This is a genomic window from Sediminicoccus sp. KRV36, from assembly GCF_023243115.1.
GTDB lineage: Bacteria > Pseudomonadota > Alphaproteobacteria > Acetobacterales > Acetobacteraceae > Roseococcus.
Genome location: NZ_CP085081.1, coordinates 551749 through 578292, shown reverse-complemented (window position 1 = coordinate 578292; position 26544 = coordinate 551749). Strand labels below are relative to the sequence as shown.

The window sequence follows — 26544 nt, the reverse complement described above, 5'->3', positions numbered from 1 at the left end:
GGGCCCCAGCCGCCGTTCCTTGCCGCCTCAGCGGGAGAGAGATCGTCAGCGCGGCACAACACGAATGGGGTCTGGGGCCCATGGCCCCAGCCGCCGGAGGCCACTTCCACTCCCCTATCCCAGACCTAAGCCGCGCCCGGCCGCCCCTCGATCCGATAGGCCGGGTCGTTATAACCCGGCGTGGCCGCATGGCCGGGTGAGACCAGCGCGCTGATCACCGCCTCATCCGCGGCGGTGTAGGGGCAGTCCAGGGCGGCGATGTAATCCGCCAGTTGCGCTTCGGTGCGCGGGCCGACGATGGCCCCCGTGATCATCGGATTGTGCAGCACCCATTGAATGGCGAGATGCGCCGAACTCACCCCCCGCGCCGCCGCATGCTGCGCGAGGCGCTGGGCAAGCGCGATCGAAGCCGGGTGCCATTCCGCTTCCAGCATGCGCTTGTCACCGCGGCCGGCGCGGCTTTCGGGTTCGGGCGCCGCCTCGGGGTTGTATTTCGCCGTGAGCACGCCGCGCGCCAGCGGGCTGTAGGGGAAGACGCCAAGGCCGTAATGCGCCGAGACGGGCAGCACCTCCACCTCCACCATGCGGTTCAGCGCGTGGTAGAGGGGCTGATTGGCCACGGGCCGGTCCACGCCCAGCCGGTCACAGGCCTCGCAGAGGGCCGCGATGCGCCAGGCGCGAAAATTCGAGAGGCCGAAGGCGCGGATCTTGCCCGCGCGGATCAGGTCGCCCAGGGCCGCGACGGTGACCTCCAGCGGGGTGTCATGATCCTCGCGGTGCAGATACAGCAGGTCGATATGGTCCGTGCCGAGGCGCTTGAGGCTGCCCTCCACGGCGCGGGTCATCCAGGCGCGCGAGAGGCCCTTCTCATTCGCTCCGGCCCCCATCGCATTGCCGAGCTTGGTGGCCAGCACCCAGTCATGGCGCGTGCCCGCGAGAGCGGCGCTCACCACCTCCTCCGAGGCGCCGCGCGAATAGACATCGGCCGTGTCGAGGAAGTTGAACCCGGCCTCCCGGGCCGTGGCGATCATGCGGGCGCTGGTGGCCGCATCGGTTGGCCCGCCGAACATCATGGCGCCGAGGCAAAGCCGGCTGACCCGGACGCCGCTGCGCCCCAAGATACGATATTCCATGCTCTGTCCTTCAGCCGGAGGTGCCGGGATCTTGTGAGAACCAGGCAGGTTTTCACCCTGCCGGGGCATCGGGGGCAAAGCCCCTCAGCCGTCCCGGTCAGGATAATCCCGGCCCGGCCGGCCGCGATACCCCGGCAGGCTCCATCCGAGCTGGATCGCCGCCGCGCGGATGGCAAAGCAGGTGAGGGCGCCGGCCAGGAAGGCCGGTTCGCGCCAAATGCCCTCCAGCCGCAGCAGGATGAACATGGTTGCCCCGGCGGCGGCGGCCGTGACGTAGATCTCCTTGCGCAGGATCAGCGGGATCTCGTTGCAGATCACATCGCGCGCGATGCCGCCGAAGGTGGCGGTGATCACGCCGAGGATGACCGCCGCCCAGGCATGCGCCCCGGCCAGCAGCGCGATTTCGGCCCCCAGCACGGCATAGATGGAAAGGCCCACGGCATCGGCCCAGAGCAGCGCGCGAAAGCGATTCTGAAAGCGGTGCGCCGTGAAGAACACCACCACCGCCGCGACCACCGCAACGCCCACCAGCTCCGGCGCGCGCAACCAGAAGACCGGCGTGCGGCCCAGCAGCAGATCCCGCAGCGTGCCGCCACCGAAGCCCGTGACGATGGCGATCAGGATGAACCCCACCGCATCCATCTGCTTGCGCGAAGCGACCAGCGCGCCGGAAATGGCAAAGACGGCGATGGCCGCGTGGTCAATCCAGTAGAGCCAGGCGTCAAACCCGGTCACCTAGGGCATGTCTCGTTCGCGGGGGTTCAAGGCACAGCCTCCGGCTTTGGGGTGTCTGGGCGCGTCCAGCATCATTCAAGCATGACTGCCGGAAACGGCGATGCCCTATTCCGCCGGCTGCGCCCTGGGGCTGGGCATCGGCGCCATGGCGCGCGCGCTGCCAGCGCAGAGCAATGAGAGGGCCAGCAGGATGGCCACCACCGGCAGCACCATCCAGGTCAGGCCGAAATCAATGAGCAACCCCATCGGCACCGGCATCAGCGCGGAGCCCAGCGGCAGGCCGGCGCTGACAAAGCCGAAGACCTTGCCGATTTCCCCGGGCGGGCAGGCTTCCTTCAACATCACATCGCGCGGCGTGCGCGAGGAGCCGAGGCAAAGCCCCGCCACCAGCGCCACCAGGGGCAACAGCCACTCCTCATAGGGAATGAGGCCGAGCGAGAGGATCAGCGCAATGGCGCACAGCGTCAGCACGGTGACGAAGCCCAGCAGGTTGCCGCCCTTCTTGTCCGCCCACCAGCCACCCACCAGCGTGCCGCCGGTGGCCCCCGCCATATAGCCCGTCAGCGCGAGGGAAGCCGCGGCGATCGGCGTATCCCAAAGCTTGCCGAGCACGGTGATCAGGAAGGCCGTCATGCCTGAACCCGCCATGGCGGAGAGCAGGAAGAAGGCGAAGAAGGCCAGGATGGGCTTGCTGGTCAGCAGCCGGGCACCGCTTTCCTTGCGGGCGCCGCGCGCCTTGGGCTGGTCGCTCAGGATGCGCGATTGCCAGAGGATCAGCCCCACCACCGGCACGCCGAGCAGCCCCACCAGCAACAGCGCACCGCGCCAATCCATCGCCAGCAGCAAGAGCGCGATGGTGGGCGGCGCCAGGGCGAAGCCCAGATTGCCGGTGAAGGTGTGCAGGGCAAAGGCGCGGCCAATGAACTCCTTGCGGATGGAGCCGGCGAGAATGGCGTAATCGGCCGGGTGGATCACCGAATTGCCGATGCCCGAGAGCACCGAAAGCAGCAGGATCAGCCGGAAATCATGCACGAAGGCCATGGCGCTGATGGAGAGGGCCATCAGCAGCGTCCCGCCCACCAGGAAGCGCCGCGCGCCGTGCTTGTCCACCAGGAAGCCGACCGGCGTCTGCAACAGCGCCGTGGTGCCGCTCATCAGCGCGAGCGATGCGCCGAGCATGGCGAAGGAGACGTCAAACTCCGCGCGCCAGACCAGGAACAGGGGTGGCAGGCACAGCATGTAGAAATGGCTGAGGAAGTGGCCCGTGCCGATCAGGGCGCAGATCTGGGCGTCACGGCGCGGTGACAGGACCGCTTCGTGATGGGATGCCGGCATGGTTTCGCTCATTCACCGAAATTGAGGGCGGGGCGGGGCGGCGTCAATGCGGGGGATTGGGCCTTACCGCCATTTCATGCCGCGCGACGCGACAGACATGACGCAAACACCCCCGGCGCGCGATCGGGGCGCGACACGGAGAGGGCATGATGCCTGCAAGACGCCGGGACGATCCGGCGCCACCCCATCCAGGACGAGACATCATGCGCCAGATCCTTTGTATCGCTGCCTGCCTCACCCTTGCTCTGGCCAGCCAGGCCCAGGCGAATTGGGGCAGCGCCATCACCAGCCATGGCATGGGCGTACAGGGCATCCCCCTCCCCGGCGCCCTGGCGCGCCAGGGCGTCATGACCACGGAGTGACGGGCTCCCTCAGGGCGGGCTGAGTTCGCCCAGCGGCCAGCGCGGACGCGGTGCGATTCCCAGGGGGTCGCGCTGCCCGGCGCGCAGCCGCTCCAGCCCGGCCCAGGCCACCATCACGGCATTGTCACCGCAGAGCCGCAGCGGCGGCGCCAGCAGCGGCAGCGGTGTTGCTTCGGCCAGCGCCGCACGCACTGCCTGGTTGGCGGCGACGCCACCCGCCACCACCAGGGCCGTCGCCTCGGGCAGCATCGCCGCCGCATGGCGCGCGCGGTCACTCAGCACGGCGGCCACGGCTTGCTGGAAGCTGGCGGCGATATCCTCACGCCGGAACCCCTTGCCGACCGCCTGGGCCACGGCGGTCTTGAGGCCCGAGAAGGAGAAATCGCAGCCCACGCGGCCCAGCAGCGGGCGCGGCAGCTTCACCGCGCGCGCATCGCCCTGTGCGGCCAGCCGCTCCAGATGCGCGCCCCCCGGCCAGGGCAGGCCCAGAAGCTTCGCCGCCTTGTCGAAGGCCTCGCCCACCGCGTCATCCAGCGTGGTGCCGAGCCGGCGGTAGCGGCCCAGGCCCTCCACCGCCACGCATTGGCAATGCCCGCCCGACACCAGAATCAGGAGATACGGGTAAGCGGGCGGGTGCGGGAAAAGCCCCGGCAGCCGCGCCGTCAGCGCATGGGCTTCCAGGTGGTTCACCGCCAGGAAAGGCAGGCCAGCGCCGAGTGCGAGCCCCTTGCCGAAGCTCGCCCCCACGATGAGGCCACCGATCAGCCCCGGCCCCGCCGTCGCCGCCACGCCGCTGAGATCGGCGGGCGAGAGCGCCGCCTCGGCCAGCACGCCGCGCACCATGCCGCCCAGCCGTTGCAGATGCGCCCGGGCGGCGATTTCAGGCACCACGCCGCCGAACCGCGCATGCTCGGCCGATTGGGTGAAGACCGCCTCGCCCAGGATGCGGCCGGCGCCGTCCAGCACGGCGACCGCGGTTTCGTCGCAGCTGCTTTCGATTCCCAGGACAGGCCCCGGATTCGGGCGCGGCTGATCTGCGGGGGTGCGGGTTTCGTTCATCACCTGCGCCCTATATGACGCGCGCATGTCTTCCGCCACGTCCAGCCCCCATCAACCCGTCACGGCCAAGCATTCCCGCATGCGCGCCTTGCCGCTGCGCGTGGGCACCCGCGCCTCCCCCCTCGCCTTGTGGCAGACGCGGCACTTCCTGGAGATCATCACCGGCTTCTGCCCGGTGCTGCGCGGCGTGAACGCCTTTGAGGAGCACGCCATCGCCACGACAGGCGACCTGGTGCAGAACCGGCGCCTGGCGGATATCGGCGGCAAGGGGCTCTTCGCGAAGGAAATCCATGAGGCGCTGCTGGATGGCCGGGTGGATTTCGCCGTTCATTCGCTGAAGGATCTGGAGACGGAAATGCCGCCCGGCATCGTGCTGGCCTGCACGCTGCGGCGGGAGGATGCGCGGGATGCGCTGATCCTGGGCCCCGGCTGCGGCACGCCCGATGCCAGCGACCCCTATGCCTGCCTCCCCCGGGGGGCCGTCATCGGCTCCTCCTCGCTGCGCCGACAATCGCAGCTTCTGGCCGCCCGGCCCGATCTGCAATTCGTGACCCTGCGCGGCAATGTGCAAACCCGGCTGGACCGCGTGGCCCGCGGCGAAGTCGCCGCCAGCCTCCTGGCGCTGGCCGGGCTGCGGCGCCTGGGCCTGGAGCATCATGCGGCGCTGGCGCTCGACCCCGAGGCGATGGTGCCCTCGGCCGGGCAGGGCATCGTGGGCATCACCACCCGCGCCGATGACGTGGAACTGCGCGAGCTCCTCTCCGGCATTGAGGATCGTGAGGCTGCCTGCGTCTCGACCGCCGAACGCGCCCTGCTGGCGGCGCTGGATGGCTCCTGCCGGACACCGATCGGCGGGCATGCGCGGCTGCTGCCCGATGGCCGCCTGCACCTGACCGGGCTGGTCGCGCGGGAGGATGGAAGTTTCCTGCACAAGCAGCACATCCAGGGCCCGGCCAGCGAGGCGGCGCAGCTCGGTGCCAAGCTGGGCGCCGCGCTGCGGGCCGCGAGCCCGGCCGATATCTTTGGCTGACATGGCGCGCGGCGTCCTCGTCACCCGGCCGGAACCCGGGGCAGCCGAGACCGCCGCACGGCTGACCACCCTCGGCTGGACGCCGATCCTGGCCCCCGCGCTGCGCCTCGCGCCACGCCCGCTGCCCCACCCGCCCCGGGCCCAGGCCCTGTTGCTGACCAGCCGCGCCGCCGCCCGCGCGCTGACGCCCTGGCCCATCCCGGTGCTCGCCGTGGGCAACGCCACGGCTGAGACGGCCCGTGCGCAGGGCTTTGCCCAGGTGCGGGCGGCCGAAGGGGATGCCGCGGCCCTGGCCGCCCTATGCGCCAGGACGCTCGACCCCGCCGATGGGGCGCTGCTGCTGGCGGTCGGCGCCGCCTATTCGCTCGACCTCACGGCCCTCCTGCGCGCCCGGGGCTTCCGGGTGATCCGGCGCGTCGTCTATGCGGCCGCCGAGGCCCCCGGATTGCCCGAATCGGCGGCAAGGGCGCTGCTCGGGGGTGAAGTGTCACACGCGATGTTCTTCTCCCCGCGCAGCGCCGCGTGTAGCCTTGCGGCGATCTCGGCGGCGGGGCTCACCGCTTCGGTCGCGGGGGTCGAGGCGCTGGCGATCAGCCCGCGCGTGGCGCTGGCGCTGGAAGCCTTGCCCTGGCGGCGCATCCGCGTGGCCCGGCGGCCGGATCAGGACCATCTTCTGGAGTTGCTCGGCACGCCATGACCCCCAATCCCCGCAAGCTCGATCCCGCCTGGTTGGCGCTGCTGGGGGCGGCGGGCGTGTTGGTCCTGGTCATCCTTTGGTTGATGAGCGGCCGCGCGCCGCCCCCCGCCCCCATCGCCACGGCCGAGCCCGACCGGATCGCACCCATGGCGGAGCGGCTGGACGCCGCCCTCATCCGCCTCACCGCCGCGGAGGCCACCCTGCGCCTGCTCAGCGACCGGCCGGCCGGCGATCCGGCCGCGCTGGTGGCGCTGGAGCGCCAGACCGCCGCCAACCGCGCGGCCGGCGACGCGGCGCTGGCCGAGCGGCTGGCGGCGCTGGAAGCGACGCTCAACGCACGCATCAGCCAGGCCATCGCCACGCTGGACGCAGGTGGCGCAGCGCGGCTGGATCAGCGCCTCGCCACGCTGGAGGCCGGCCTCACCGGCCGGATCGGCGCGGCCAGGGCCGCTGGCGAGGCGGCGGAACAGGCGCAGGCCACCCGGCTGGCCGCACTGGACCAGGCCCGCCTGACGGGCGAGGCCAGCCTGGGCCAGCGGATGACCAATCTGGAATCCACGCTGCTGCAGCGCCTTGCCGCCATCGAGGCGAGCGCGGCGCAGCGCCTTGCACCGCTGGAGCAGGCCCTGCAGCGCCTGGGCGCGGCGGAGGCGCGGACCGAGCGGCTGGCCGCCATTGATGCATTGCGCGCCCTGCTCGATGCGGGGCAGCCCCTGGCCCCGGCCCTCAGCCGGCTGGGCCAGGCGCCACCGCCGGCCCTTGCGCGCTTCGCCAGCCTGGCGCCGCCTACGGAACCCGCGCTGCGCCTCAGCTTCGAGGAAGCCTTGCGCCAGGCCCGCAGCGCAGCACAGGAGGGCGCGCTGCCGCGCCTCAACAGCCTGCTGACCATTCGCCGGGGCGAGGATGTGGTCTGGGGCGACGCGACCGAGGCCAATGTGGAACGCGCCCGCCGCGCCCTGGAAGCCGGCGATGTGGAGGGCGCGCTGGGGCATCTCAGCCGCCTGCCGGAGAGCTTGCGCCAGGGCATGCGCGCCTGGCTGGATGAGGCCCAGGCCCTGGCCGCCGCGCGCTTCGCCTTGCGCGCCCTGGCCGGCGGCTGATGCGGCTGGTCCTCAAGCTGCTGCTGGTCCTGCTGGCCGGCTTCGCCAGCGTCATGTGGCTGGCGGAGCTTGGCGGCAGCGTCGAAATCCGCCTGGCCGACCTCTGGATCGGCATGCCGCTCGCCGCGGCCATCCTGGCGCTGATCGGCGGATTTCTGCTGCTGCATGGGCTGCTGCGGCTCTGGTCCTGGCTGCTGGCCTGGCCGGAGCGCCGGCGGCTGCGGCTGCATCTGGAACACCGGGCGGAGGCGGATCTTGCCCTCACCCGCGGGCTGGTGGCGCTGGCCGCCGGGCGGCCCGATGCAGCGCGCATCGAGGTGGCGCGGGCCCGGCGCCTCATGGGCGATACGCCGCAATTGCTGCTGCTGGCCGCCGAGGCTGCGCGGGCCGAGGGTGATGAACCCGCCGCGACCCTGGCCTTTGAGGCCCTGGCGGCGCAACCGGAAGCGCGCTTCCTCGGGCTGCGTGGCCTGCTCCGGCAGGCCGAGGCGCGTGGCGATTGGGATGCCGCGCGCGACATCGCCGCCGAGGCCCAGGCGAAGGAGCCCGAGGCCGAATGGCTGCGCGCCGAACGCTCCGAAGTGGCGCGGCGGCGGGAGGATTGGAGCGAGGCGCTGGCGCTGTCCGGCGCGGATGCACCGCGCGCCGCCCTCAGCCTCGCCGCCGCACGGCAGGAAGGGGACCCGGTGCGGGCGGGGGAACTGGAACGCCAGGCCTTCCTCGCCGAACCCGGCTTCACGCCCGCGGTCCTGGCCCATGCCAATCGGCTGCTGGATGCCGGCCATCCGCGCCGGGCGCGCGGGGTGCTGCAACAGGGCTGGAATGCAGCCCCTCACCCGGACATCGCAGAAGCCCTGCTGGCCCTGGAAACCGACCGCATCCGCCGGGTGCGCCTGGTGGATGAATTGACGCGCCAGACCATGGCGCATCCGGAAAGCCGGTTGCTGCGCGCGCGCGTGGCGCTGGATGCCGGACTGACCGGCCGCGCCCGGCATGAACTCACCCTCTGGCGGGAGACCGGCCAGGCGGATCGGCGCTGCTACGCGCTGCTGGGCGAGGTGGAGCGGGCAGAGCATGGGCCGGATGCCGCGCGGGAGCGGGAGGCCGGCTGGCTGCGCGAGGCGGCGCAGGCGCCGCTGGAACCTGTGTGGCGCTGCGGCCATTGCGGCGCCGAGCACAATGCATGGAAGCCGCTCTGCCAGGCCTGCGGCACCGCCGGCGCGATCGTCTGGAGCGGTGCTGCGCGCTGAAGGTGGCGCGGCCCAGGGTTCGATCTCCGCCCGAAGTCGGGCAACACAAAAAAAGGGGCGGCCCTTGCAGGCCGCCCCCTTCCATTCGCCAAGGCGTTTGGACTTAGAAGTCCATATCGCCCATGCCGCCCATGCCGCCGCCCGGGCCGCCCTGCGGAGCCGAGGACTTCGCCGGACGCTCGGCCACCATCGCTTCCGTGGTGATCAGCAGCGAGGCCACCGAAGCCGCATCCTGCAGCGCGGTACGCACAACCTTGGTCGGGTCGATGATGCCGGCCTCGACCAGGTTCTTGTACTGGTCGAGCTGCGCGTCGTAGCCGAACTCCCAGACGTCGCTGCGGAGCACTTCGCCCGCAACCACGGCGCCGTCCTTGCCGGCATTGGCGGCAATCTGCTTCGCCGGGGCCTGGATGGCCTTGCGGACGATCTCGATGCCGACCTGCTCGTCGGAGTTCAGGCCCTTCAGCGTGTGCAGGTTGGTGCTGGCGCGCAGCAGCGCGGTGCCACCACCCGGAACAATGCCTTCCTGAACGGCGGCGCGCGTCGCGTGCAGCGCGTCGTCCACGCGGTCCTTGCGCTCCTTCACTTCCACTTCGGTGCTGCCACCGACGCGGATGACGGCCACACCACCGGCGAGCTTCGCCAGGCGCTCCTGCAGCTTCTCACGGTCGTAGTCCGAGGTGGTCTCCTCGATCTGCGCCTTGATCTGCTCGCAACGGCCCTGGATCGCGGACTTGTCACCAGCGCCATCAACGATGGTGGTGTTTTCCTTCTCGATCCGGATGGTCTTGGCCTTGCCGAGCATCGCCAGCGTGACGGTCTCGAGCTTGATGCCGAGATCTTCGCTGATCAGCTCGCCACCGGTCAGGATCGCGATGTCTTCCAGCATCGCCTTGCGGCGATCACCGAAGCCAGGCGCCTTCACGGCCGCGATCTTCAGGCCGCCACGCAGCTTGTTGACCACGAGTGTCGCCAGAGCCTCGCCTTCCACGTCCTCGGCGATGATGACGAGCGGACGGCCGCTCTGCACCACGGCCTCGAGCAGCGGCAGCATCGGCTGGAGCTGAGAGAGCTTCTTCTCGAAGATCAGGATGTAGGGCTGATCCATCTCCGCGATCATCTTCTCCGCATTCGTGATGAAATACGGGGAGACATAGCCGCGGTCGAACTGCATGCCCTCGACGACGTCGAGCTCGGTCTGGATGCTCTTGGCTTCCTCAACCGTGATCACGCCCTCATTGCCGACGCGCTCCATGGCGGAAGCGATCATCTCGCCGATCTCGGTCTCGCCATTGGCGGAAAGCGTGCCAACCTGCGCGACTTCGGCCGAGGTCGTGATCTTCTTCGTCTTGGCTTCGAGTTCCTCGACGATCTGCTTCACGGCCTTATCGATGCCGCGCTTCAGATCCATCGGGTTCATGCCGGCGGCGACAGCCTTGGCACCCTCGCGGATGATGGCCTGGGCCAGCACCGTCGCGGTGGTCGTGCCGTCACCGGCCGTGTCGTTGGTCTTCGAGGCCACTTCGCGCACCATCTGCGCACCCATGTTCTCGAACTTGTCGGCCAGCTCGATTTCCTTGGCGACCGTCACACCGTCCTTCGTGATGCGCGGAGCGCCGAAGGACTTGTCGATCACCACGTTGCGGCCCTTGGGGCCCAGCGTCACCTTCACGGCGTCGGCCAGGATGTCCACGCCACGGATCATGCGCTCACGCGCGGAAGCGCCGAATTTAACGTCTTTGGCAGCCATTATATCACCTCAATATGTTGTGGAGAGCGGATGGAGAGGAGCCGGAAGTGAGCGGGATTCGGCGTTTTCAGCGATTTCGCCTTGACGCATCCCGCTCAGGATCACGCCGCCTTCTTCGCCGCGGCCGGAGCCTCGACGATGCCCATCACGTCGGATTCCTTCATGATCAGCAGCTCTTCGCCGTCGATCTTGACCTCGGTGCCGGACCACTTGCCGAAGAGGATGCGGTCACCCGCCTTCACGTCCAGCGGGCGGACTTCACCCTTGTCATTGATGGTGCCGGCGCCGACGGCCAGGACTTCACCCTCCTGGGGCTTCTCCTTGGCGGTGTCGGGGATGATGATGCCGCCGGCGGTCTTCTCTTCGGCCGTGATGCGGCGGACGAGGACGCGGTCGTGCAAGGGGCGGAACTTCATGTGGGTTCTTTCCTCCTGGTCTGAGCAGGCAATGGGAACCTCCCCGCGCGTGCTGCCTGTTGGCACTCACTGGCGAGGAGTGCCAGCTACCTAGGCGGGGGCCCGGAGAGAGTCAAGGCAAATGGCAGCACTCTCTGAGTGCGAGTGCCAATGACCTGAAATCACTGACGATTTTTCTGGCGAAGCCCCTTCCGATCATGTCAGCCTGACGACAGACGACCAGCCCGCGCGACGGGCCGGCAGGAGGATCAGCCGGTTCCGCGGGCTTCATTGACCCCAAGGAGGCTGCTTGATGCTGGATGTCTTGAACCCCATGATCCGCCAACCCGCCCAGCACATGAAGGACTGGCGGCTGACCACGGCGGAGATCCTGTACCACCTGCCCGATCATCCGGCACTTCTGCAAAGCTTCGTCTGGCAAAAACATGACCTGGCACCCGCCTTCCCGGAGCTGACCCGCTTCCTGGACTTCTGGAAGCGCGAGATCGAGGGCGCGCTGCATTCCGTGCGCGTGGCCAGCGCCTCGCTCATCAAGCCGGCCGAGCTGCGCTATTCCAACGGCGTGTTCCTGCTGCACTGAGCGGCCGGCCAAGGCTGCAGGCGCGGGCACCTCGCCGGACGCCCATTGAAGCTGAACCGGTTCCGATACGAGGCGGGTGACAGTCCAACAAAGGGGCCTCCGGCGGCTAGGGCCGCGGGCCCCAGACCCCATTTACATGGGTTATGTCACAATGATTTGATCATGGCTTGCCTACGAAAGGGGTCTGGGGCCAATGGCCCCAGCCGCCGGAGGCCCCTCTCGCGCGCGCCACCCACCCCTTTGGCCGCGCGGCTCCTAGTCGCGATCCCGCAATGCCAGGGAAAAGCTCGCCGCGCCCAGCAACCCCACACCCGCCAGCAACCAGGGAATTGCCCCGTAGCCGCCATTCGCCTGCCAGATCAGCGCCAGCGTGATCGGCCCCAGGGTGCGCGGCAGAACCGCGATCAGGCTGAGCGCGCCGGTCACCGCCCCATAGCCATCCCGCCCCAGGATTTCCGCCGTCCCCGCCGCGCGGACAATGGTCAGCAAGCCATCCGCCACGGCCCAGAACAGCACGAAGGGCAGCAGCCAGATGAAGGTCGCCGGGGCGCCCGCGAGCCAGAGCAGCGCGAGCGGCAGCAGCAGCATCGCCCCCATGCCGACCCAGCGCATCGAGGCCCGGCCGCCCGCCACATAGAGCCCGGCACGCGCCGCCACCTGCAGCGGGCCATGCAGCGCCACCAGCAGGATCACGCTGCCCTCGGGCAGCCCGGCCTCGCGCAGCAGGGGAACCAGATGCGCGCCGAGCCCGACGCCGATGAAGGCATGCGCGGCAAAGCAGAGTGCCAGGCCCCAGAAGGCCGGGCGGCGCAGCGTGCGCGCGAAGGCGTCCTCGCCGCGGTTGCGTTGGGGGGGCATGGCCGGCGCGGCGCCCGCGAATTGCCACCAGGCCACCAGGGCCGGCAGCAATTGCAGCCCGGCCAGCGCCCAGAGCGCCCCCCGCCAGCCCATCACTGAAATCAGGGCGGCCACCAGCGGGATGAAGATGGTTCCGGCGAAACCCGTGATGAAGGTGATGGCGGTGATGACGCGCATCGGCTGCCGCGCCAGCGCGACCACCACCGCCATGGCCGGCCCCCAGAGCGCTGTGGCATGGGCGATGCCCAGCCCGAACCAGAGCAGGTAGAACATCCACAGCTGGTCCATCACCGCCCAACCGGCCAGCAGGGCGCTGCCCAGCACGCTGCCCCAGGCCAGGGGCGCGCGCCCGCCATGCCGGTCCACCCAGCGCCCCACGGGAATCGCCAGGATGCCGGACATGAGGATGCCCAGGGTGAAGGCGCCATTGATTTCTGCCCGGCTCCAGCCGAGCTCGGCCTCCATCGGCTGGACCATCAAGGCGAATGGAATGAACAGCGTGCCCCAGCCGATGGTCTGGGTCAGGGCGGTGCCAAGGGTCAGCGCGCGATCGGAGATGCGGTTCACAACGGGATGAGGATGCCCCGATCCGCGTGAAAGCGCGAGAAGGCCGCGGGCGAGAGCCGCACGTCACGCTGTTGCGCCACGCCGATGCCCGAGGGGTTGTGGAAACGCCAGCGCCCGGCCTCATCCGCGCCGAAGACCAGCACCAGGTGGCCGCCCTTGCGCGGCGGCTCCACCTCCGGCGTGCGGATCGCGGCATGGACGGACGCGATGTAGAATTCGCCCCGGCCAAGGGCGGGCATGGGCTCGTCCAGCACGATGCGCGCGGCGATGCCGCGGTCATTCAGCCAGCGCACCGCGCCCGCATAGATCAGCCCCCGGATGAAGCCACCCGGTTCCTCGACATACCCGCCCAGCGGCTGCACGGCGCGGCGCAGATCATGGATGGTCAGGCTTTCGCCACGCGCGGCCATGGCCATGCGCAGGCAGGCCATGCCGCAGAGATGCTCGGCCCAGCGGGCATATTCGGCGGCGTCCGCCGCGCCGGATTCGGCCCAGCGCGGGTCGGTCGCGGCGTCGCGCCCGTTCAGGAAAGCCTCGACCAGCTCCGGCGATTCCCACTGCGCGAAATAGGGCGGGATCATCGTGCCGGGCGGCGCGGCGGGTGGCTCATGCGCGCAGCCGGCCAGCGCGGCTGCGCAGAACCAGCGGCGGGGCAAGGCCGCGCGCATCTCACCCGTTCAGGTGGCATGCCGAGAAATGCCCGGGCGCGATTTCGCGCAGCTTCGGAACCTCGGCCCCGCAGCGCGGCATCGCATGCGGGCAGCGCGGGTGGAAATGGCAGCCGCTGGGCGGATTGAGCGGGGAGGGAATTTCACCCTGCACCACGGCGAAGACCCGCTTGCGCGCCTCGATCCGCGGCACGGCGGAGAGCAGCGAGGCGGTGTAGGGATGGTTAGCGCGGGCAAAGACCTCCTCGCTCGGCGCCTGTTCCACCACGCGGCCGAGATACATGATCACCACGCGGTCGCTCAGATGCTCCACCACGCCCAGATCATGGCTGATGAAGAGATAGGTGAGATCGAGCTCGGCGCGCAGCTGCATGAAGAGGTTGAGGATCTGCGCCTGGATGGAGACGTCGAGTGCCGCCACCGCCTCGTCGCAGACCAGGAATTCCGGCTTCACCGCCAGTGCGCGGGCGATGCCAATGCGCTGGCGCTGGCCGCCCGAGAATTGATGCGGGTAGCGCTTCTTGAAGGCGGGATCGAGGCCGGCGCGGCGGATCTGCTCATCCACATATTCATCGAAGCCGGAGCGCGTGGTGATGCCATGCACCAGCGGCGCCTCGCCCACGATATCCTGTACCTTCATGCGCGGATTGAGCGAGGCGTAAGGGTCCTGGAAGATCATCTGGGCGCGCAGCTGCGCCTCTTTCTTCGCGGCCCCGGTCAGCGCGTTCACATCCGTCCCGCGCCACAGGACAGTGCCTTCGGAGGGCGGCAGGATGCCGGCGACCACACGGCCCAGCGTGGATTTGCCGCAGCCGGATTCGCCCACCAGCCCCACCACCTCGCCCTTGCGGATGGAGAGGTTCACGCCGTCCACGGCATGGACGATTTCCTCGCGGATGGGAGCCCCCAGCCGCTTGGCGATCTTGCCGGCGAAGTCGAGCTTCTTCTCGAAGCGCTTCGTGATGTTGCGCAGCTCGATGATCGGCGTGTCCATCAGGCCGGCACCTCATCACGATGCGGATGCACGCAGCGCGCGTGGCGGCCGGGCAGCAATTCCTCCAGCGTCTGTTCCGCGCGGCAGGCCTCGTCCGCGCGCGGGCAGCGGGCACGGAAGGCGCAGCCCACGGGGAGGTTCAGGAGGGAGGGCGTCATGCCGGGAATCTGCCGCAGCGGCTCGCCGCGCTTGTTGCGGCTGGGGACGGAGCCGATCAGCCCGTGGGTATAGGGATGCAGCGGCCGGTCCAGCACCTCGGAAACCGGGCCGTCCTCGACCACGCGGCCCGCATACATCACGGCGATGTCATCCGCCAAACCCGCGACGACGGAGAGATCATGCGTGATCCAGATCAGGCTGGTGCCGGTATTGGCGGCGAGCTTCTGCACCTCCGCCAGGATTTGCCCCTGGATGGTGACGTCCAGCGCCGTGGTGGGTTCATCCGCGATGATGAGTTCCGGCCGGTGCAGCAGCGCGATGGCGATGGCCACGCGCTGGCGCATGCCGCCCGAGAATTGATGCGGATAGGATTTCAGCCGTTCATCGGGCGATGGGATGCCGACCATGCCGAGCGCGTCGCGCGCCCGCTGGCGGGCTTCGTCCTTGCTGACCTTGTCATGCGCCAGCACCGTCTCGATCATCTGGGTATCCACCCGGAGCACCGGGTTCAGCGTCATCATCGGGTCCTGGAAGATCATGGCGATGCGGTTGCCGCGCAGGCTGCGCATCTCCTCCTCGCTCAGCCGGGCGAGATTGCGGCCCTGGTAGAGGATTTCCCCCTCCACCACCCGGCCGGGTGCATCCACCAGGCCAATGATGGAAAATCCCGTGACCGTCTTGCCCGAGCCGGACTCCCCGACCAGGCCCATCACCTTGCCGCGCCCCACGGTGAAGCTGACGCCATCCACCGCCTTCACGACGCCGGCGCGGGTGAAGAAATGCGTCCGCAGATTGCGGACTTCCAGCGTGGCGCTCACTTCTTCAACCTCGGGTTCAACACGTCCCGCAGATGATCGCCCATCAGATTGATGCTGACGATGGTCACCAGCAGCGCGATACCCGGATAGAAGCTGATCCAGTATTTCCCGCTCAGCATGTACTCGTAGCCATTGGCGATCAGCAGCCCGAGCGAAGGCTCCGTGATCGGCACGCCGAGGCCCAGGAAGGAGAGTGTCGCCTCCAGCGCGATGGCGCGGGCGATCTGGATGGTGCCGACCACGATCAGCGGCGGCAGGCAATTCGGCAGCAAATGCCGGAACAGGATGCGCGAGGTGGGCAAAGCGAGGCATTGCGCGGCTTCGATGTATTCGCGCCGCCGCTCGACCAGGGCGGAGCCGCGCACGGTGCGCGCATAATAGGCCCATTCGACGACCACCAGCGCGATCACCACATTCGTGATGCCCTTGCCCAGGAAGGCCAGGATCATGAGTGCGGCGAGGATGGTCGGGAAGGAGAGCTGCAGATCCACCACGCGCATGATCAGGCTGTCGGTCTTGCCGCCGGCATAGGCCGCCAGCAGCCCCAGCGAGGCGCCCACCAGGCAGGCGATCAGGGCTGAGCCGACGCCCACCGTCAGCGAAATGCGCAGCCCGTAGATGATGCCGGACAGCATGTCCCGCCCCTGGTCATCCGTGCCGAGCCAATGGACCATGCCACCACCACCCACCGCGCCCGGTTCCAGCCGGCCATCCATGATGTCGAGTTGCGCCAGGTCATAGGGGTTTTGCGGCGTGATCCAGGGCGCGAAAATCGCCAGCAGGGCGATGATGGTGAAGACCAGCAGCCCGCCTACCGCGATCTTGCTGGCGAAGAATTCCGAGACGAAGCGGCGGAAGGGGGTTTCCTCCCGCACCGCCACGGGAGGCAAAGCCAGGTCGCTCATGCCTTGCCCTCCAGCCGCACGCGCGGATCGAGTGCCGAATAGAGCAGGTCCACGATCAGGTTGATGGTGATGAACATCACCACGATGATCAGTAGATAAGCGACGATTACCGGCCGATCGAGAACGTTGATGCTGTCAATGATGAGCTTGCCCATGCCCGGCCAGGCAAAGACGCTCTCGGTCACCACGCTGAACGCGATGGTGGAGCCCAGCTCCAGCCCGACCACGGTGACCACCGGGATCAGGATATTCTTGAACACATGCACGAAGGTGACGCGCGCCGGGGACAGCCCCTTGGCGCGGGCGAATTTCACATAATCCATCAGCATGGTCTCGCGCACGCCCGAACGCGTGAGGCGGATCACCAGGCTGATCTTGAACAACGCCAGATTCACCGCCGGCATGACGAGGTGCGAAAGCCCGTTCGCCGTGAGGAAGGACCATTGCAGCCCGAGCAGGCTGGCTGTGTCCCCGCGGCCGGTCGAAGGCAGCCAGCCGAGCTGGACCGCGAAGACCATGATCAGCATCAACCCCACCCAGAAGGTGGGCAGCGAGAAGCCGAGGATGCTGCCCGCCATGATCACCTTGGAGCCGGCGCTGTCGGGCTTGAGCCCCGCATACATCCCCAGCGGCAGGCCGATCAGGATGGAGATGAACATGGAGCCGAAGGCGAGTTCCAGCGTCGCTGGCATCTTCTGCAGGATCAGCTGCAGCGCCGGCTCGTTATAGACGAAGCTGCGGCCCAGATCGCCGTGCAGCGCGCGCCAGACAAAGACCGCATATTGCTCCCACAGCGGCAGGTCGAGGCCCAGAGCCTGGATGGCGCGCTCGCGCTCCATCTGGTCGGCATCGGGGGAGATCAGGATTTCCACCGGATCACCCACCGCATAGACGCCGACAAAGACGATGATGCTCATCGCGATCAGCACGAGGACGGATTGGGAAATGCGCCGCAGCAGATAGGCGGTCATGGCCCTAACGTGCCGTGGCGGGGCGGATATCCTGGGCCCGCGTCAGCTCATCCGTCCGGGACGCGTGCTGGAGGGTGCGGCGCATCGCCCAGATATTGGTCTGGATGTAGAGCGGCACGATGGCCGCATCCTCAAAGGCGGCGCGCTGGGCCGCGATCAGCAATTGCTCGCGCCGCGTGTCATCAATTTCGCGCAGCGCCACGTCCAGCTGGCCGTCAATCTCGCGATTGCTGTAGCGGCCGCGATTGCTCGCCCCCCAGCCGCGCTCGCGATCCGGTGTCGCGATCAGGTTGCGCAGCGGGTGGGAGCCTTCGGGGTTGGAGCCCCAGCCGATCAGGAAGGCGGAGAATTCGCCCCGGCCGGCGCGGGCCACGAAGGTGGTCCAGGGCTGCGCCTCAACCGCCGTGCGCACGCCAAGCCGCGTCCACATCTGGCCGATCGCCTGGATCACGCGGCCGTCATTCGGGTAGCGGTCATTGGGGCCATGCAGGGTGATGCGGAAGCCCTGCGGGAAACCGGCCTCGGCCAGCAGGCGGCGCGCGGCTTCGGGATCTGGGCGCTGCGCGGGGAAATCCGGGATGTAGGAAAACACGCCCGGCGGGAAGAATTGCGCCGATGGCGTGCCGGCCCCCTCCATCACCCGCTCCACGATCGCGGGGCGGTCAATCGCCATGGAGAGGGCGCGCCGCACCCGCACATCCCGCAAGGGGTTGCGCGGCAGGGGGCGGCCTTCCTGGTCGGTCACGAAGGGCGAAGCCTCGTCGCGGTGGTGGTCGAAGCTGAGATAGATCAGCCGCAGGCCCGTCACCTCGCTCATGGCCATCCGCTGGTCGCCGCGCAGACGCGTGAGGTCAGCCGTGGGGACCTGGTCAATGAACTCGACATCGCCGGCCAGCAGAGCGGCCGTGCGGGCGCTGTCATTGGTGATCATGCGGTAATTCACGCGGGCAAAGGCCGGGCGCTCGCCGAAATACTGGTCATTGCGCTCGAACTCGATGCGATCGCCCATGCGATGGCTGACCATGCGGTAGGGCCCGGTGCCGATGGCGGCGCGGCCGGCATTGAAATCCTCGGTCGTGACGCCCTGATGCGTCTCGCGGTCGAGGATGTAGAGGTTGGTCATGTCCTGCGGCAGCAGCGGATAGGGGCCATGGGTGGTGACGCGCAGCGTGTGGCTGTCCACCACCTCGACGCTGCGCATCGGGCGCACGAAGGCCGCGAAGCTCGATGGGCTGTTGGGCACATTGGGCACACGCTGAAAGGTGAAGGCCACATCCTCGGCGGTGAATTCGCTGCCATTGTGGAAGCGCACGCCACGGCGAAGCTTGAATTCCCAGACATCGGGGGCGATCGCGGTCCAGCTCTCGGCCAGGCCCGGCGTCATGCGCGACTGGCCATCCGTGTTGATCAGCCGGTCAAAGATCATGCCTGCCACGGCATTGTTCGGCGAGAGTTGATGGAAATGCGGATCAATCGACGTGACCGGCGCCCCCACGGCCATGTTGAGGTTCTGCGCGGAGGCGGGCGCCACAAGCGCGAGCGCACCCAGCAGGGCAAAGGCGCGAGACATCCAGGCCATTCAGTTCTCTCCGATGGAGCCGCAACGGGAAGCGACCTGTGTAGCAGCAAGATTACGCGGCGAGCTAGGTGGGCTTCATCTTTCTTGCGCGGCTCCGGCGGCACACGCCCAAAGCCGCCGCAGAAGCCCGGATTCCTGCCGCATTGCCCCGCATTTTCGAGCCTGTGCAGAAGGGGCGGGATTGTTGCGCATTCTGTGCTAAACGCCCCGCATGAACGCGCCTTCGCCCGCCATTGAAGCCCCGATCGTCCCGCCCCGGCCGGACAAGGTCGCCCCCCCCAAGCCGCCCAAGCGCCCGCCCTTCCGGCTGTTTGGCGGCTTCATCCGCTCGCTCTTTATCCTGGCCGCCGTCGTGCTGCTGGGGGGCGCCGTCGCCGCCTATGGGTTGTATCGCAGCCTGGAGGCCGGCCTGCCCGATTACCGCTGGCTGGCCGATTACTCACCCCCGCAGATGAGCCGCATCTACGCCGGCGATAGCCGCCTGATGGCCGAACTCGCCGCCGAGCGGCGCGTCTTCGTGCCCATCGAGGCGATCCCGCGCCGCCTCCAGCAGGCCTTCATTTCCGCCGAGGACCAGAATTTCGAGAGCCATCGCGGCGTGGACCCCATCGCCGTGCTCCGCGCCGTCATCACCAATCTGGAGCAATATGGCACTGGCCGGCGGATGGTCGGCGCTTCGACCATCACGCAGCAGGTCGCGAAGAACATGCTGGTCGGCAGTGACCGCACCGTGCTGCGCAAGGCGCGGGAGGCGCTGCTGGCGATCCGGCTGGAGAACGCCCTGCCGAAATCCCGCATCCTGGAAATCTACCTGAACGAGATTTTCCTCGGCGCTCAGGCCTATGGCGTGGCCGCAGCCGCCCAGGCCTATTTCAACAAGGCGCTGGAGGAGCTCACCATCTCGGAGATGGCCTTCCTGGCCGCCCTGCCCAAGGCGCCGAACAACTACAATCCGCTGCGCTTCCCCGACCAGGCCCGCATTCGCCGCGACTGGGTGCTGGACCGCATGCTGGAAGACCGCGTGATCACCCCGCAGGAAGCCGCGGCCGCCCATGCCGAGACCATCCTCGCCCGCCCTCTGCGCCGCCCCGAAGTGGTGCCGGTGGGTGGCCATTTCACCGAGGATGTGCGCCGCGAGCTGATTTCGCGCTTCGGGCAGGAGCAGACCCAGGGGGGCGGCCTCGTCGTCCGCACCAGCCTCGATCCGGCGCTCCAGGCGGCGACCGAGGTGGCCCTGCGCAACGGCCTGCTGGCCTTTGACCGCCGCCGCGGCGGCTGGCGCGGGCCGCTGGCCAAAAGCGCGCATGCCCCGGCCGAATGGCTGCCCGCGCTGGAGGCTTTCGGCCGGCCGCCGGGCATCCTCCCGGAATGGCGCCATGGCGTCATCCTGGAAATCCGCGACCGCGAGGCGCGCGTCGGCTGGTTCGAGCGCGCCCATCTGCGCGCCCCGGCCGAGCCGCGCACGGGCACCATCCTGCTGGAGGATCTCGCCTGGGCGCGCCCCGTGATCCCGAGCCAGGGCACGCAGCCGGTCCGGCTGGGCAACCCGCCCCGCCGCATCGGCGATGTGCTGGCGCTCGGCGATGTCGTCATGCTGGAGCCGGCGCCGGCCGCCGCCGCCCCCGCCACGCCGCCCCGCGCCGGCGCTGCCGCGCCGCGGGCCGATCGGGTGCTGCTGCGCCAGATCCCGGATGTGGAGGGGGCCGTCGTCGCACTCGACCCCAATACGGGCCGTGTCCTCGCCATGTCCGGCGGCTGGAGCTATGAGCGCAGCCAGTTCAACCGCGCGAGCCAGGCGATGCGCCAGCCTGGCTCCTCCTTCAAGCCTTACGTCTATATCTCGGCGCTGGAGCAGGGCATTCCGCCCAACCAGCGCTTCCTCGACGGCGGGGTGGAAATCGCCACGCCGCAGGGCGTCTGGCGGCCGGGCAATTACGGCGGCGGCTCCAGCGGCGGCTATGTGACCATGCGTTCTGCGCTCGAACGCAGCCTCAACCTCGTCACGGTGCGGATCGCGCAGGAGGTCGGCATGGAGCGCGTCAGCGAGACCGCCGGCCGCTTCGGCGTCATCGAGAACATGCCGCGTTTCCTCTCCATGAGCCTCGGCGCGGGCGAGACGACGGTGCTGCGCCAGGCGGCCGGCTATGCCAGCTTCGTCAATGGCGGGCGGCGCGTGGAACCCACGCTGATCGACTCCGTGCAGGACCAGCGCGGCCGCGTCATCTGGCGCAGCTCCAACCGCGATTGCGGCGCCTGTGCCGCCGGCCCGGAGGGCGGCCCGCCGCGCTTCACCGATAATCGCCGGCAGATCGCCGATCCCATCGCCGCCTTCCAGATCACCAGCATCCTGCAAGGGGCCGTGCAGCGCGGCACCGGCGGGCGGGCCGGCGCGGGGCTGAACCGCCCGATCGCCGGCAAGACCGGCACCACGGATGACTACAAGGATAACTGGTTCGTCGGCTTCACGCCCGATATCGTGGTGGCCGTCTGGATCGGCTATGATGATCCGCGCAGCCTCGGCCAGGGTGAGACGGGCGGCACCAATGCCGCGCCGATCTTCCGCGAGGTGATCGCCGCCGCGCTGGCCGGCAGCCCCGCCGTGCCCTTCCGCGCGCCGCCCGGCGTGGCCCTGGTGCGCATCCAGACGGATCGCGGCGAGACCATTCTCGAGGCCTTCCGCCCGGGCACCGAGAATGCCGCCACCGTGCCGACCGAAATGGGCTCCGGTGCCGCCGCCCGGGTGGACAGCGGACTCGGGGGGCTTTACTGAGCCCCCATGCGCGCAGACGCCCTCCAGCTTCAAGAGCAGATCACCGCCTCGGTGACCCTGCTGAGGAGGCATCTTTGACTGGGATGCTTCCCTCATTCGCCTCGCTGAACTGAACGCGAAGGCCGAAGACCCCGCCCTGTGGAATGACGCCACCGAGGCCACCAAGCTGATGCGCGAACGCGGCCGGCTGGTGGAACAGGTGGAAGGCGTGCAGCGCCTCGAACAATCCGTGGCCGATGCCCTCGAACTCATCGAGATGGCCGAGGCCGAAAGCGACGCCGCGACCGCCGATGCCGCCGTGGCGGATCTGGTCAGCTTCGCCGCCGAAGCCAAGCGCCGCGAGATCGAAAGCCTGCTCTCGGGCGAGGCCGACCCGAATGACGCCTACCTCGAAGTGAATGCCGGCGCCGGCGGCACCGAGGCGCAGGACTGGGCGGAGATGCTCATGCGCATGTACATGCGCTGGGCCGAGCGCCGGGGCTACAAGGCGACGCTGACCGAGCAATCCGAGGGCGAGGAGGCGGGCATCAAATCCGCCACCCTCCAGGTCACCGGCCCCAATGCCTTTGGCTGGCTGAAGACCGAGACGGGCGTGCACCGCCTGGTGCGCATCAGCCCCTTCGGCGGCAATGACAAGCGGCAGACCAGCTTCGCCAGCGTCTATGTCTATCCGGTGATCGACGACAAGATCGAGATCGAGATCAACCCGGCCGATATCAAGACCGACACCTTCCGTGCCTCGGGTGCTGGTGGGCAGCACGTCAACAAGACCGAATCCGGCGTGCGCTTCACCCATATCCCGACCGGGACCGTCGCGGCCTCCACGCAGGACCGCTCGCAGCACCGCAACCGCGTCATAGCGATGGATATGTTGAAGGCGCGCCTCTATGAGCTGGAGCTGCGCAAGCGCGAAGCCATCAGCGATGGCATCGAGGCGGGCAAGACGGATATCGGCTGGGGCCACCAGATCCGGAACTACGTGCTGCAGCCCTACCAGCTGGTGAAGGATCTGCGTTCAGGGCTGGAGAAGGGCAATCCCTCCGCCGTGCTGGATGGCGATATTGACGACTTCATGGCCGCCGCCCTGGCCGCGCGCGTGGGCAATACACGGTCGGATGCAAGCGCCAGCGCGCGATAGCCAGGGCCGCTGGCCCTGGCCCCTGGCAGAGCGGCAGCCTGTGGGGCTGCCTCAAGCCTCCCGCAGCTCCGACGCATGAGGTGGCTGAAATCGCCGGCGGTGCTTCCCACAGGGACGCGCATCTATGCGATTGGCGACGTCCATGGCTGCGCGGACAAGCTGCGGGCCCTGCATGAGCTGATCCGCGCGGATCTGAAGGAGAACCCCACCTCCGGCGCGCGGCTGATCCACCTGGGCGATTTCATTGACCGCGGGCCGGATTCCGCCGGTGCGCTGGACGCTGCCATGGGCTTCGACGCCTGCCCCGTCATCAACCTGTGCGGCAATCACGAGGCCACGCTGCTCGCCGCCCTCGACGGCGATGCGCCGAGTGCGACGGACTGGATGTATTACGGGGGCCGCGAAGCCCTGGTGAGCTGGGGCATGGCCGAATACGCGCCGCGCGAAAGCTGGGCCACGGGCATTCCCGCCGGGCACCAGCAATTCCTGCGCGGCCTGGCATTGAGCCACCGCGTCGGCCCCTATTTCTTCGCCCATGCCGGCGTGCGTCCGGGCATCCCGCTCGATGCGCAAGCGCCCGACGATCTGATGCGCATCCGTGGCGCCTTCCTCGACAGTGAGGCGGATCACGGCGCCTTCATCGTGCATGGCCACACGCCGGTGCGCGAGCGCGTGGCGGATCTGCGCGAGAACCGCGTCAACCTCGACACCGGCGCCGTCTTTGGCGGGCCGCTCACCTGCGGCGTCTTCGAGGAAGACCGGATCGGGCTGATGACCGCCTGACGGGGACGTTCAGGCAGGTGGGCGCTTCACCCAGATATCCCCGCGCAGCATCCGCTCCCGTCCATATTCGAACAGCGGCCGCATATAGGCCTGATCGAAGGGCAGTCCGTAGGGGACGGTGAAGTCATCCCGGATGAAGGCCAGGTTGTAATCCACCCGGTCCCGTTCGGCCGCGAAGTACATCCGGATGATGTCGTTATAGCCCGAGGCCGCGATCATCGAGCCAACGGCCCGCCCGACAATGCCGAGCGTGCGCCGATTCACCTCGCTGCCCTTGGGTTCGAGGCGCGCGTTGCGGATGATCCACGCCCGGGCCGGGGCGGTAGGCAGGCGTTGGGCGATGCGCTGCCGCCGCAAATCCCCCACGCTGGCCGGATAGAGGAAGGCCTGCGCGAAAACGCCGCCATCCACATGCAGTTCCTGGTGCGGAACGCCGGCCACATTCACATCGAACAGCACGGGCGCGAAGGCCCCCGGAATCGCCGCCGAGGCGAGCATGATGCGCCGCACCGTATCCAGCGCGCGCGGATGGCCGCTCTTGGCGATGGCACCGATATTCCAGATCACCGGCCGCTCGGCATCGAGGTTGGTGGTGCCGATCAGCAGCAGCCGCCCGGAATCATAGCCGCGGGCGATTTCGGCCAGCATCTGCTCATTCACATAACGGGAGATGGTGCGAAACAGCGGGCTGTTATCCGCCATCGCGTCATCGAAGATGGCGGCGGTGAAGTATCGCTGGTTCAGGATGTCGGCCAGGGTGATCTCGGTATAGACGCTGCGCAGCGCCGCATCCGAGGAGCTGCCGACAAAGGCGAAGGGGGCGGTCAGTGCCCCCGTGCTGACGCCAGTGACCAGAAAGAAATCCGGTCGGGTTCCAAGCTCGGACCAACCCACGAGCATGCCGGCGCCAAAGGCCCCATCCTCCCCACCGCCGGAAATGGCGAGCAGGTCCAGCTCCGGAAAGGCAGCGCCAGGTGCGAGGCCGCGCCTGGCCATGTTGCGCTGCATGGCGGCAACGAATTCCTGCTGCAAGCCCAACTGCCCGGCATGCTCCGTCGGGAAGAAGCGCTCATTGGGCAGGCCCAGCACCGTCACCTGCGGGCGCTGCGCGGAGGGCACCGCCGGCAGCCGCGTCGGCAAGGCGCATCCGGCCAGCGCCAGGGGCGCACTGGTCGCCAGGAGTGCCCGGCGGGACAGGGCAGGGGGACGGGGCAGATCAGCCATGAGGCATCTTCTCACTTGTGGACGTTGATGGATGGGGCGGCGCGCCTCACCGGATGCCGGCGCGCAGCACGTGTTTCTGGATCTTGCCCGTGCTGGTCTTGGGCAATTCGGTGAAGACCACGCGCTTGGGCGCCTTGAAGCCGGCCATGAGCGTGCGGCAATGGGCGATGATCTCGGCCTCGGTCGCGTTCATGCCAGGGCGCAGCTCCACAAAGGCGCAGGGCACCTCGCCCCATTTGTCATCGGGCTGCGCCACCACGGCCGCCAGCGCCACGGCCGGATGCTTGTAGAGCGCATCCTCCACTTCGATGGACGAGATGTTTTCACCGCCCGAAATGATGATGTCCTTGGAGCGATCCCGCAACTGGATATATCCATCCGGATACTTCACCGCGAGATCGCCCGAGTGGAACCAGCCACCGGCGAAGGCCGCATCCGTCGCGGCGGGTTCCTTCAGATAGCCCTTCATCACGACATTGCCGCGGAACATCACCTCGCCCATCGCGACGCCATCGGCGGGGACGGGCTGCATGGTGGCAGGGTCCATCACATCCAGCGCCTCCAGCGGAACGTAGCGCACACCCTGGCGCGCCATGAGCTTCGCCTGCTCGGCGGCGGGGGCGCGATCCCACTCCGCGTGCCATTCATTGGTGACGGCGGGGCCATAGACCTCGGTCAGGCCATAGACATGCAGCACGGCGAAGCCCGCCGCGCGCATGGCCGCCAGCACGGCTTCCGGCGGTGGGGCGCCCGCGACGACGAAGGTGACCGAGCCCGGCAAGGGGCGCTGCTCCGCCGCCGGGGTCGCCAGCAGCGTGCCCATCACGATCGGCGCACCGCACATGTGCGTGACACCATGCTCCGCGATCAGCGACCACATGATGGGGCCGCGCACGGCGCGCAGGCAGACATGCGTGCCCGCCATCGCCGTGATGGTCCAGGGGAAGCACCAGCCATTGCAATGGAACATCGGCAAGGTCCAGAGATAGACCGGATGCCGCGCCATCCCGGCCGAGAGCACATTGCCGATGGCCAGCAATTGCGCACCGCGATGATGATACACCACCCCCTTGGGCTTGCCCGTGGTGCCCGAGGTGTAGTTCAGCGCAATCGCATCCCACTCATCGGCCGGCATCGGCCAGGCGAAGGTTTCATCGCCCTCGCCCAGCAGCTCCTCGTAATCCTGGCCGCCGAGCGTCTCATCCGAGGGCGCCTCGCTGTCATTCACCTCGATGATGGTGGGCTTGTTCGCGCATTGCACGAGGGCCGCGCGCAGCACGGGGATGAATTCGCGATCCACGATGACGATCCGCGCTTCGCCGTGATCCAGGATATAGGCGATGGTCGCGGCGTCGAGGCGCGTGTTGATCGTGTTCAGCACACAGCCGGCCATGGGCACGCCGTAGTGGCATTCCAGCATGGCGGGCGTATTGGGCAGGAGGGCGGCCACCGTGTCGCCGCGCCGCAAGCCGCGCAGATGCAGCGCATGGGCGAGCTTCACGCTGCGCAACCGCAACTCGGCATAGGAGCGGCGGATGCGGCCATGGATCACCGCGACATGGCCAGGAAACACTTCGGCCGTGCGTTCGAGGAACAGCAGCGGCGTCAGCGGCTGGTGATTGGCGGCGACGCGCGGGAGGGCATCGTAATCGGAAGCGGCCAT

Annotated in this window: 24 protein-coding genes; 9 read left to right on the top strand and 15 right to left on the bottom strand. The window is 68.7% G+C overall.

The genetic code is table 11. From position 1 onward, the window contains the following. Window positions 1-125: 125 nt before the first annotated feature. The 3 genes from LHU95_RS02750 to LHU95_RS02740 form a co-directional block, all read right to left on the bottom strand. Window positions 126-1133 (bottom strand): aldo/keto reductase, encoded by a 1008-nt coding sequence (locus tag LHU95_RS02750; RefSeq protein WP_248709849.1) that lies wholly within the window; start codon window positions 1131-1133, stop codon window positions 126-128. An 84-nt stretch (window positions 1134-1217) separates the two neighbouring features. Then, on the bottom strand, window positions 1218-1868 hold the full coding sequence (locus tag LHU95_RS02745; RefSeq protein WP_248709848.1) for a trimeric intracellular cation channel family protein: 651 nt from the start codon (window positions 1866-1868) through the stop codon (window positions 1218-1220). Between the two features lie 105 nt (window positions 1869-1973). After that, window positions 1974-3203, bottom strand: coding sequence for an MFS transporter (locus LHU95_RS02740; protein WP_248709847.1), 1230 nt, complete (start codon window positions 3201-3203; stop codon window positions 1974-1976). A gap of 203 nt (window positions 3204-3406) precedes the next feature. Here LHU95_RS02740 and LHU95_RS02735 point away from each other — a divergent pair, with 203 nt between their 5' ends. Continuing rightward, a complete protein-coding gene (locus LHU95_RS02735) occupies window positions 3407-3565 on the top strand; it encodes a hypothetical protein (protein ID WP_248709846.1) in 159 nt (52 codons plus the stop codon). Between the two features lie 9 nt (window positions 3566-3574). Here the strand turns inward: LHU95_RS02735 and tsaD are convergent, their stop codons facing one another. Beyond that, complete coding sequence (tsaD, locus tag LHU95_RS02730) at window positions 3575-4624, bottom strand: tRNA (adenosine(37)-N6)-threonylcarbamoyltransferase complex transferase subunit TsaD (RefSeq protein ID WP_248709845.1); 1050 nt, start codon at window positions 4622-4624, stop codon at window positions 3575-3577. A gap of 25 nt (window positions 4625-4649) precedes the next feature. Here tsaD and hemC point away from each other — a divergent pair, with 25 nt between their 5' ends. The 4 genes from hemC to LHU95_RS02710 are packed head-to-tail and all read left to right on the top strand — an operon-like array spanning window position 4650 to window position 8701. After that, window positions 4650-5654 (top strand): hydroxymethylbilane synthase, encoded by a 1005-nt coding sequence (gene hemC, locus LHU95_RS02725; RefSeq protein WP_248709844.1) that lies wholly within the window; start codon window positions 4650-4652, stop codon window positions 5652-5654. Window position 5655: 1 nt separating this feature from the next. Continuing rightward, window positions 5656-6351, top strand: a complete 696-nt coding sequence (locus LHU95_RS02720) for a uroporphyrinogen-III synthase (protein ID WP_248709843.1) — start codon at window positions 5656-5658, stop codon at window positions 6349-6351. Next, entirely contained in the window at window positions 6348-7451 is a 1104-nt protein-coding gene (locus tag LHU95_RS02715) for a hypothetical protein (RefSeq protein ID WP_248709842.1), read from the top strand. Before LHU95_RS02720 ends, LHU95_RS02715 begins: the two co-directional genes overlap by 4 nt. Continuing rightward, window positions 7451-8701, top strand: a complete 1251-nt coding sequence (locus LHU95_RS02710) for a heme biosynthesis HemY N-terminal domain-containing protein (protein ID WP_248709841.1) — start codon at window positions 7451-7453, stop codon at window positions 8699-8701. Before LHU95_RS02715 ends, LHU95_RS02710 begins: the two co-directional genes overlap by 1 nt. A gap of 103 nt (window positions 8702-8804) precedes the next feature. Here the strand turns inward: LHU95_RS02710 and groL are convergent, their stop codons facing one another. After that, window positions 8805-10451, bottom strand: coding sequence for a chaperonin GroEL (gene groL, locus LHU95_RS02705; protein ID WP_248709840.1), 1647 nt, complete (start codon window positions 10449-10451; stop codon window positions 8805-8807). 101 nt (window positions 10452-10552) lie between these two features. Next, window positions 10553-10867 carry a co-chaperone GroES gene (gene groES / locus LHU95_RS02700; protein ID WP_248709839.1) on the bottom strand — a complete coding sequence of 105 codons (315 nt, stop codon included), beginning with the start codon at window positions 10865-10867 and terminating at the stop codon, window positions 10553-10555. 292 nt (window positions 10868-11159) lie between these two features. On the opposite strand from groES, the gene LHU95_RS02695 reads away from it, so the two are divergent. After that, on the top strand, window positions 11160-11447 hold the full coding sequence (locus LHU95_RS02695; RefSeq protein ID WP_248709838.1) for an usg protein: 288 nt from the start codon (window positions 11160-11162) through the stop codon (window positions 11445-11447). A 255-nt stretch (window positions 11448-11702) separates the two neighbouring features. Here LHU95_RS02695 and LHU95_RS02690 read toward each other — a convergent pair whose 3' ends face one another. The 7 genes from LHU95_RS02690 to LHU95_RS02660 are packed head-to-tail and all read right to left on the bottom strand — an operon-like array spanning window position 11703 to window position 18966. Next, a complete protein-coding gene (locus tag LHU95_RS02690) occupies window positions 11703-12872 on the bottom strand; it encodes an MFS transporter (protein ID WP_248709837.1) in 1170 nt (389 codons plus the stop codon). Then, window positions 12869-13540, bottom strand: coding sequence for a hypothetical protein (locus LHU95_RS02685; RefSeq protein WP_248709836.1), 672 nt, complete (start codon window positions 13538-13540; stop codon window positions 12869-12871). Before LHU95_RS02685 ends, LHU95_RS02690 begins: the two co-directional genes overlap by 4 nt. Window position 13541: 1 nt before the next feature. Beyond that, entirely contained in the window at window positions 13542-14534 is a 993-nt protein-coding gene (locus LHU95_RS02680; RefSeq protein WP_248709835.1) for an oligopeptide/dipeptide ABC transporter ATP-binding protein, read from the bottom strand. Beyond that, window positions 14534-15511: an ABC transporter ATP-binding protein gene (locus tag LHU95_RS02675; RefSeq protein ID WP_248709834.1), complete on the bottom strand. Its 978-nt coding sequence runs from the start codon at window positions 15509-15511 to the stop codon at window positions 14534-14536. Before LHU95_RS02675 ends, LHU95_RS02680 begins: the two co-directional genes overlap by 1 nt. Continuing rightward, a complete protein-coding gene (locus tag LHU95_RS02670; protein WP_248709833.1) occupies window positions 15508-16416 on the bottom strand; it encodes an ABC transporter permease in 909 nt (302 codons plus the stop codon). The genes LHU95_RS02675 and LHU95_RS02670 overlap by 4 nt, the downstream gene beginning before the upstream one ends. Then, window positions 16413-17387 carry an ABC transporter permease gene (locus LHU95_RS02665; RefSeq protein ID WP_248709832.1) on the bottom strand — a complete coding sequence of 325 codons (975 nt, stop codon included), beginning with the start codon at window positions 17385-17387 and terminating at the stop codon, window positions 16413-16415. The genes LHU95_RS02670 and LHU95_RS02665 overlap by 4 nt, the downstream gene beginning before the upstream one ends. Before the next feature lie 4 nt (window positions 17388-17391). Then, complete coding sequence (locus tag LHU95_RS02660) at window positions 17392-18966, bottom strand: ABC transporter substrate-binding protein (protein ID WP_349292660.1); 1575 nt, start codon at window positions 18964-18966, stop codon at window positions 17392-17394. A gap of 211 nt (window positions 18967-19177) precedes the next feature. Here LHU95_RS02660 and LHU95_RS02655 point away from each other — a divergent pair, with 211 nt between their 5' ends. The 3 genes from LHU95_RS02655 to LHU95_RS02645 all read left to right on the top strand — a co-directional run bounded on the left by LHU95_RS02655 (window position 19178) and on the right by LHU95_RS02645 (window position 23657). After that, window positions 19178-21736, top strand: coding sequence for a PBP1A family penicillin-binding protein (locus LHU95_RS02655; protein WP_248709831.1), 2559 nt, complete (start codon window positions 19178-19180; stop codon window positions 21734-21736). Window positions 21737-21742: 6 nt separating this feature from the next. Further along, window positions 21743-22874, top strand: a protein-coding gene (gene prfB / locus LHU95_RS02650) for a peptide chain release factor 2 (protein WP_248709830.1) whose coding sequence is annotated in 2 segments (ribosomal slippage) — window positions 21743-21811 and window positions 21813-22874 — 1131 coding nt in all. Because the reading frame shifts where the segments join, the coding sequence is not laid out codon by codon here. A 99-nt stretch (window positions 22875-22973) separates the two neighbouring features. Continuing rightward, window positions 22974-23657 carry a metallophosphoesterase gene (locus LHU95_RS02645; RefSeq protein WP_248709829.1) on the top strand — a complete coding sequence of 228 codons (684 nt, stop codon included), beginning with the start codon at window positions 22974-22976 and terminating at the stop codon, window positions 23655-23657. A gap of 9 nt (window positions 23658-23666) precedes the next feature. On the opposite strand, the gene LHU95_RS02640 is transcribed toward LHU95_RS02645, so the two are convergent. Both LHU95_RS02640 and LHU95_RS02635 read right to left on the bottom strand, forming a co-directional pair. Beyond that, window positions 23667-24881: a patatin-like phospholipase family protein gene (locus LHU95_RS02640; RefSeq protein ID WP_248709828.1), complete on the bottom strand. Its 1215-nt coding sequence runs from the start codon at window positions 24879-24881 to the stop codon at window positions 23667-23669. Between the two features lie 46 nt (window positions 24882-24927). After that, the gene (locus LHU95_RS02635; protein WP_248709827.1) at window positions 24928-26544 is read right to left on the bottom strand and encodes an acyl-CoA synthetase; all 1617 of its coding nucleotides are present in this window, start codon (window positions 26542-26544) and stop codon (window positions 24928-24930) included.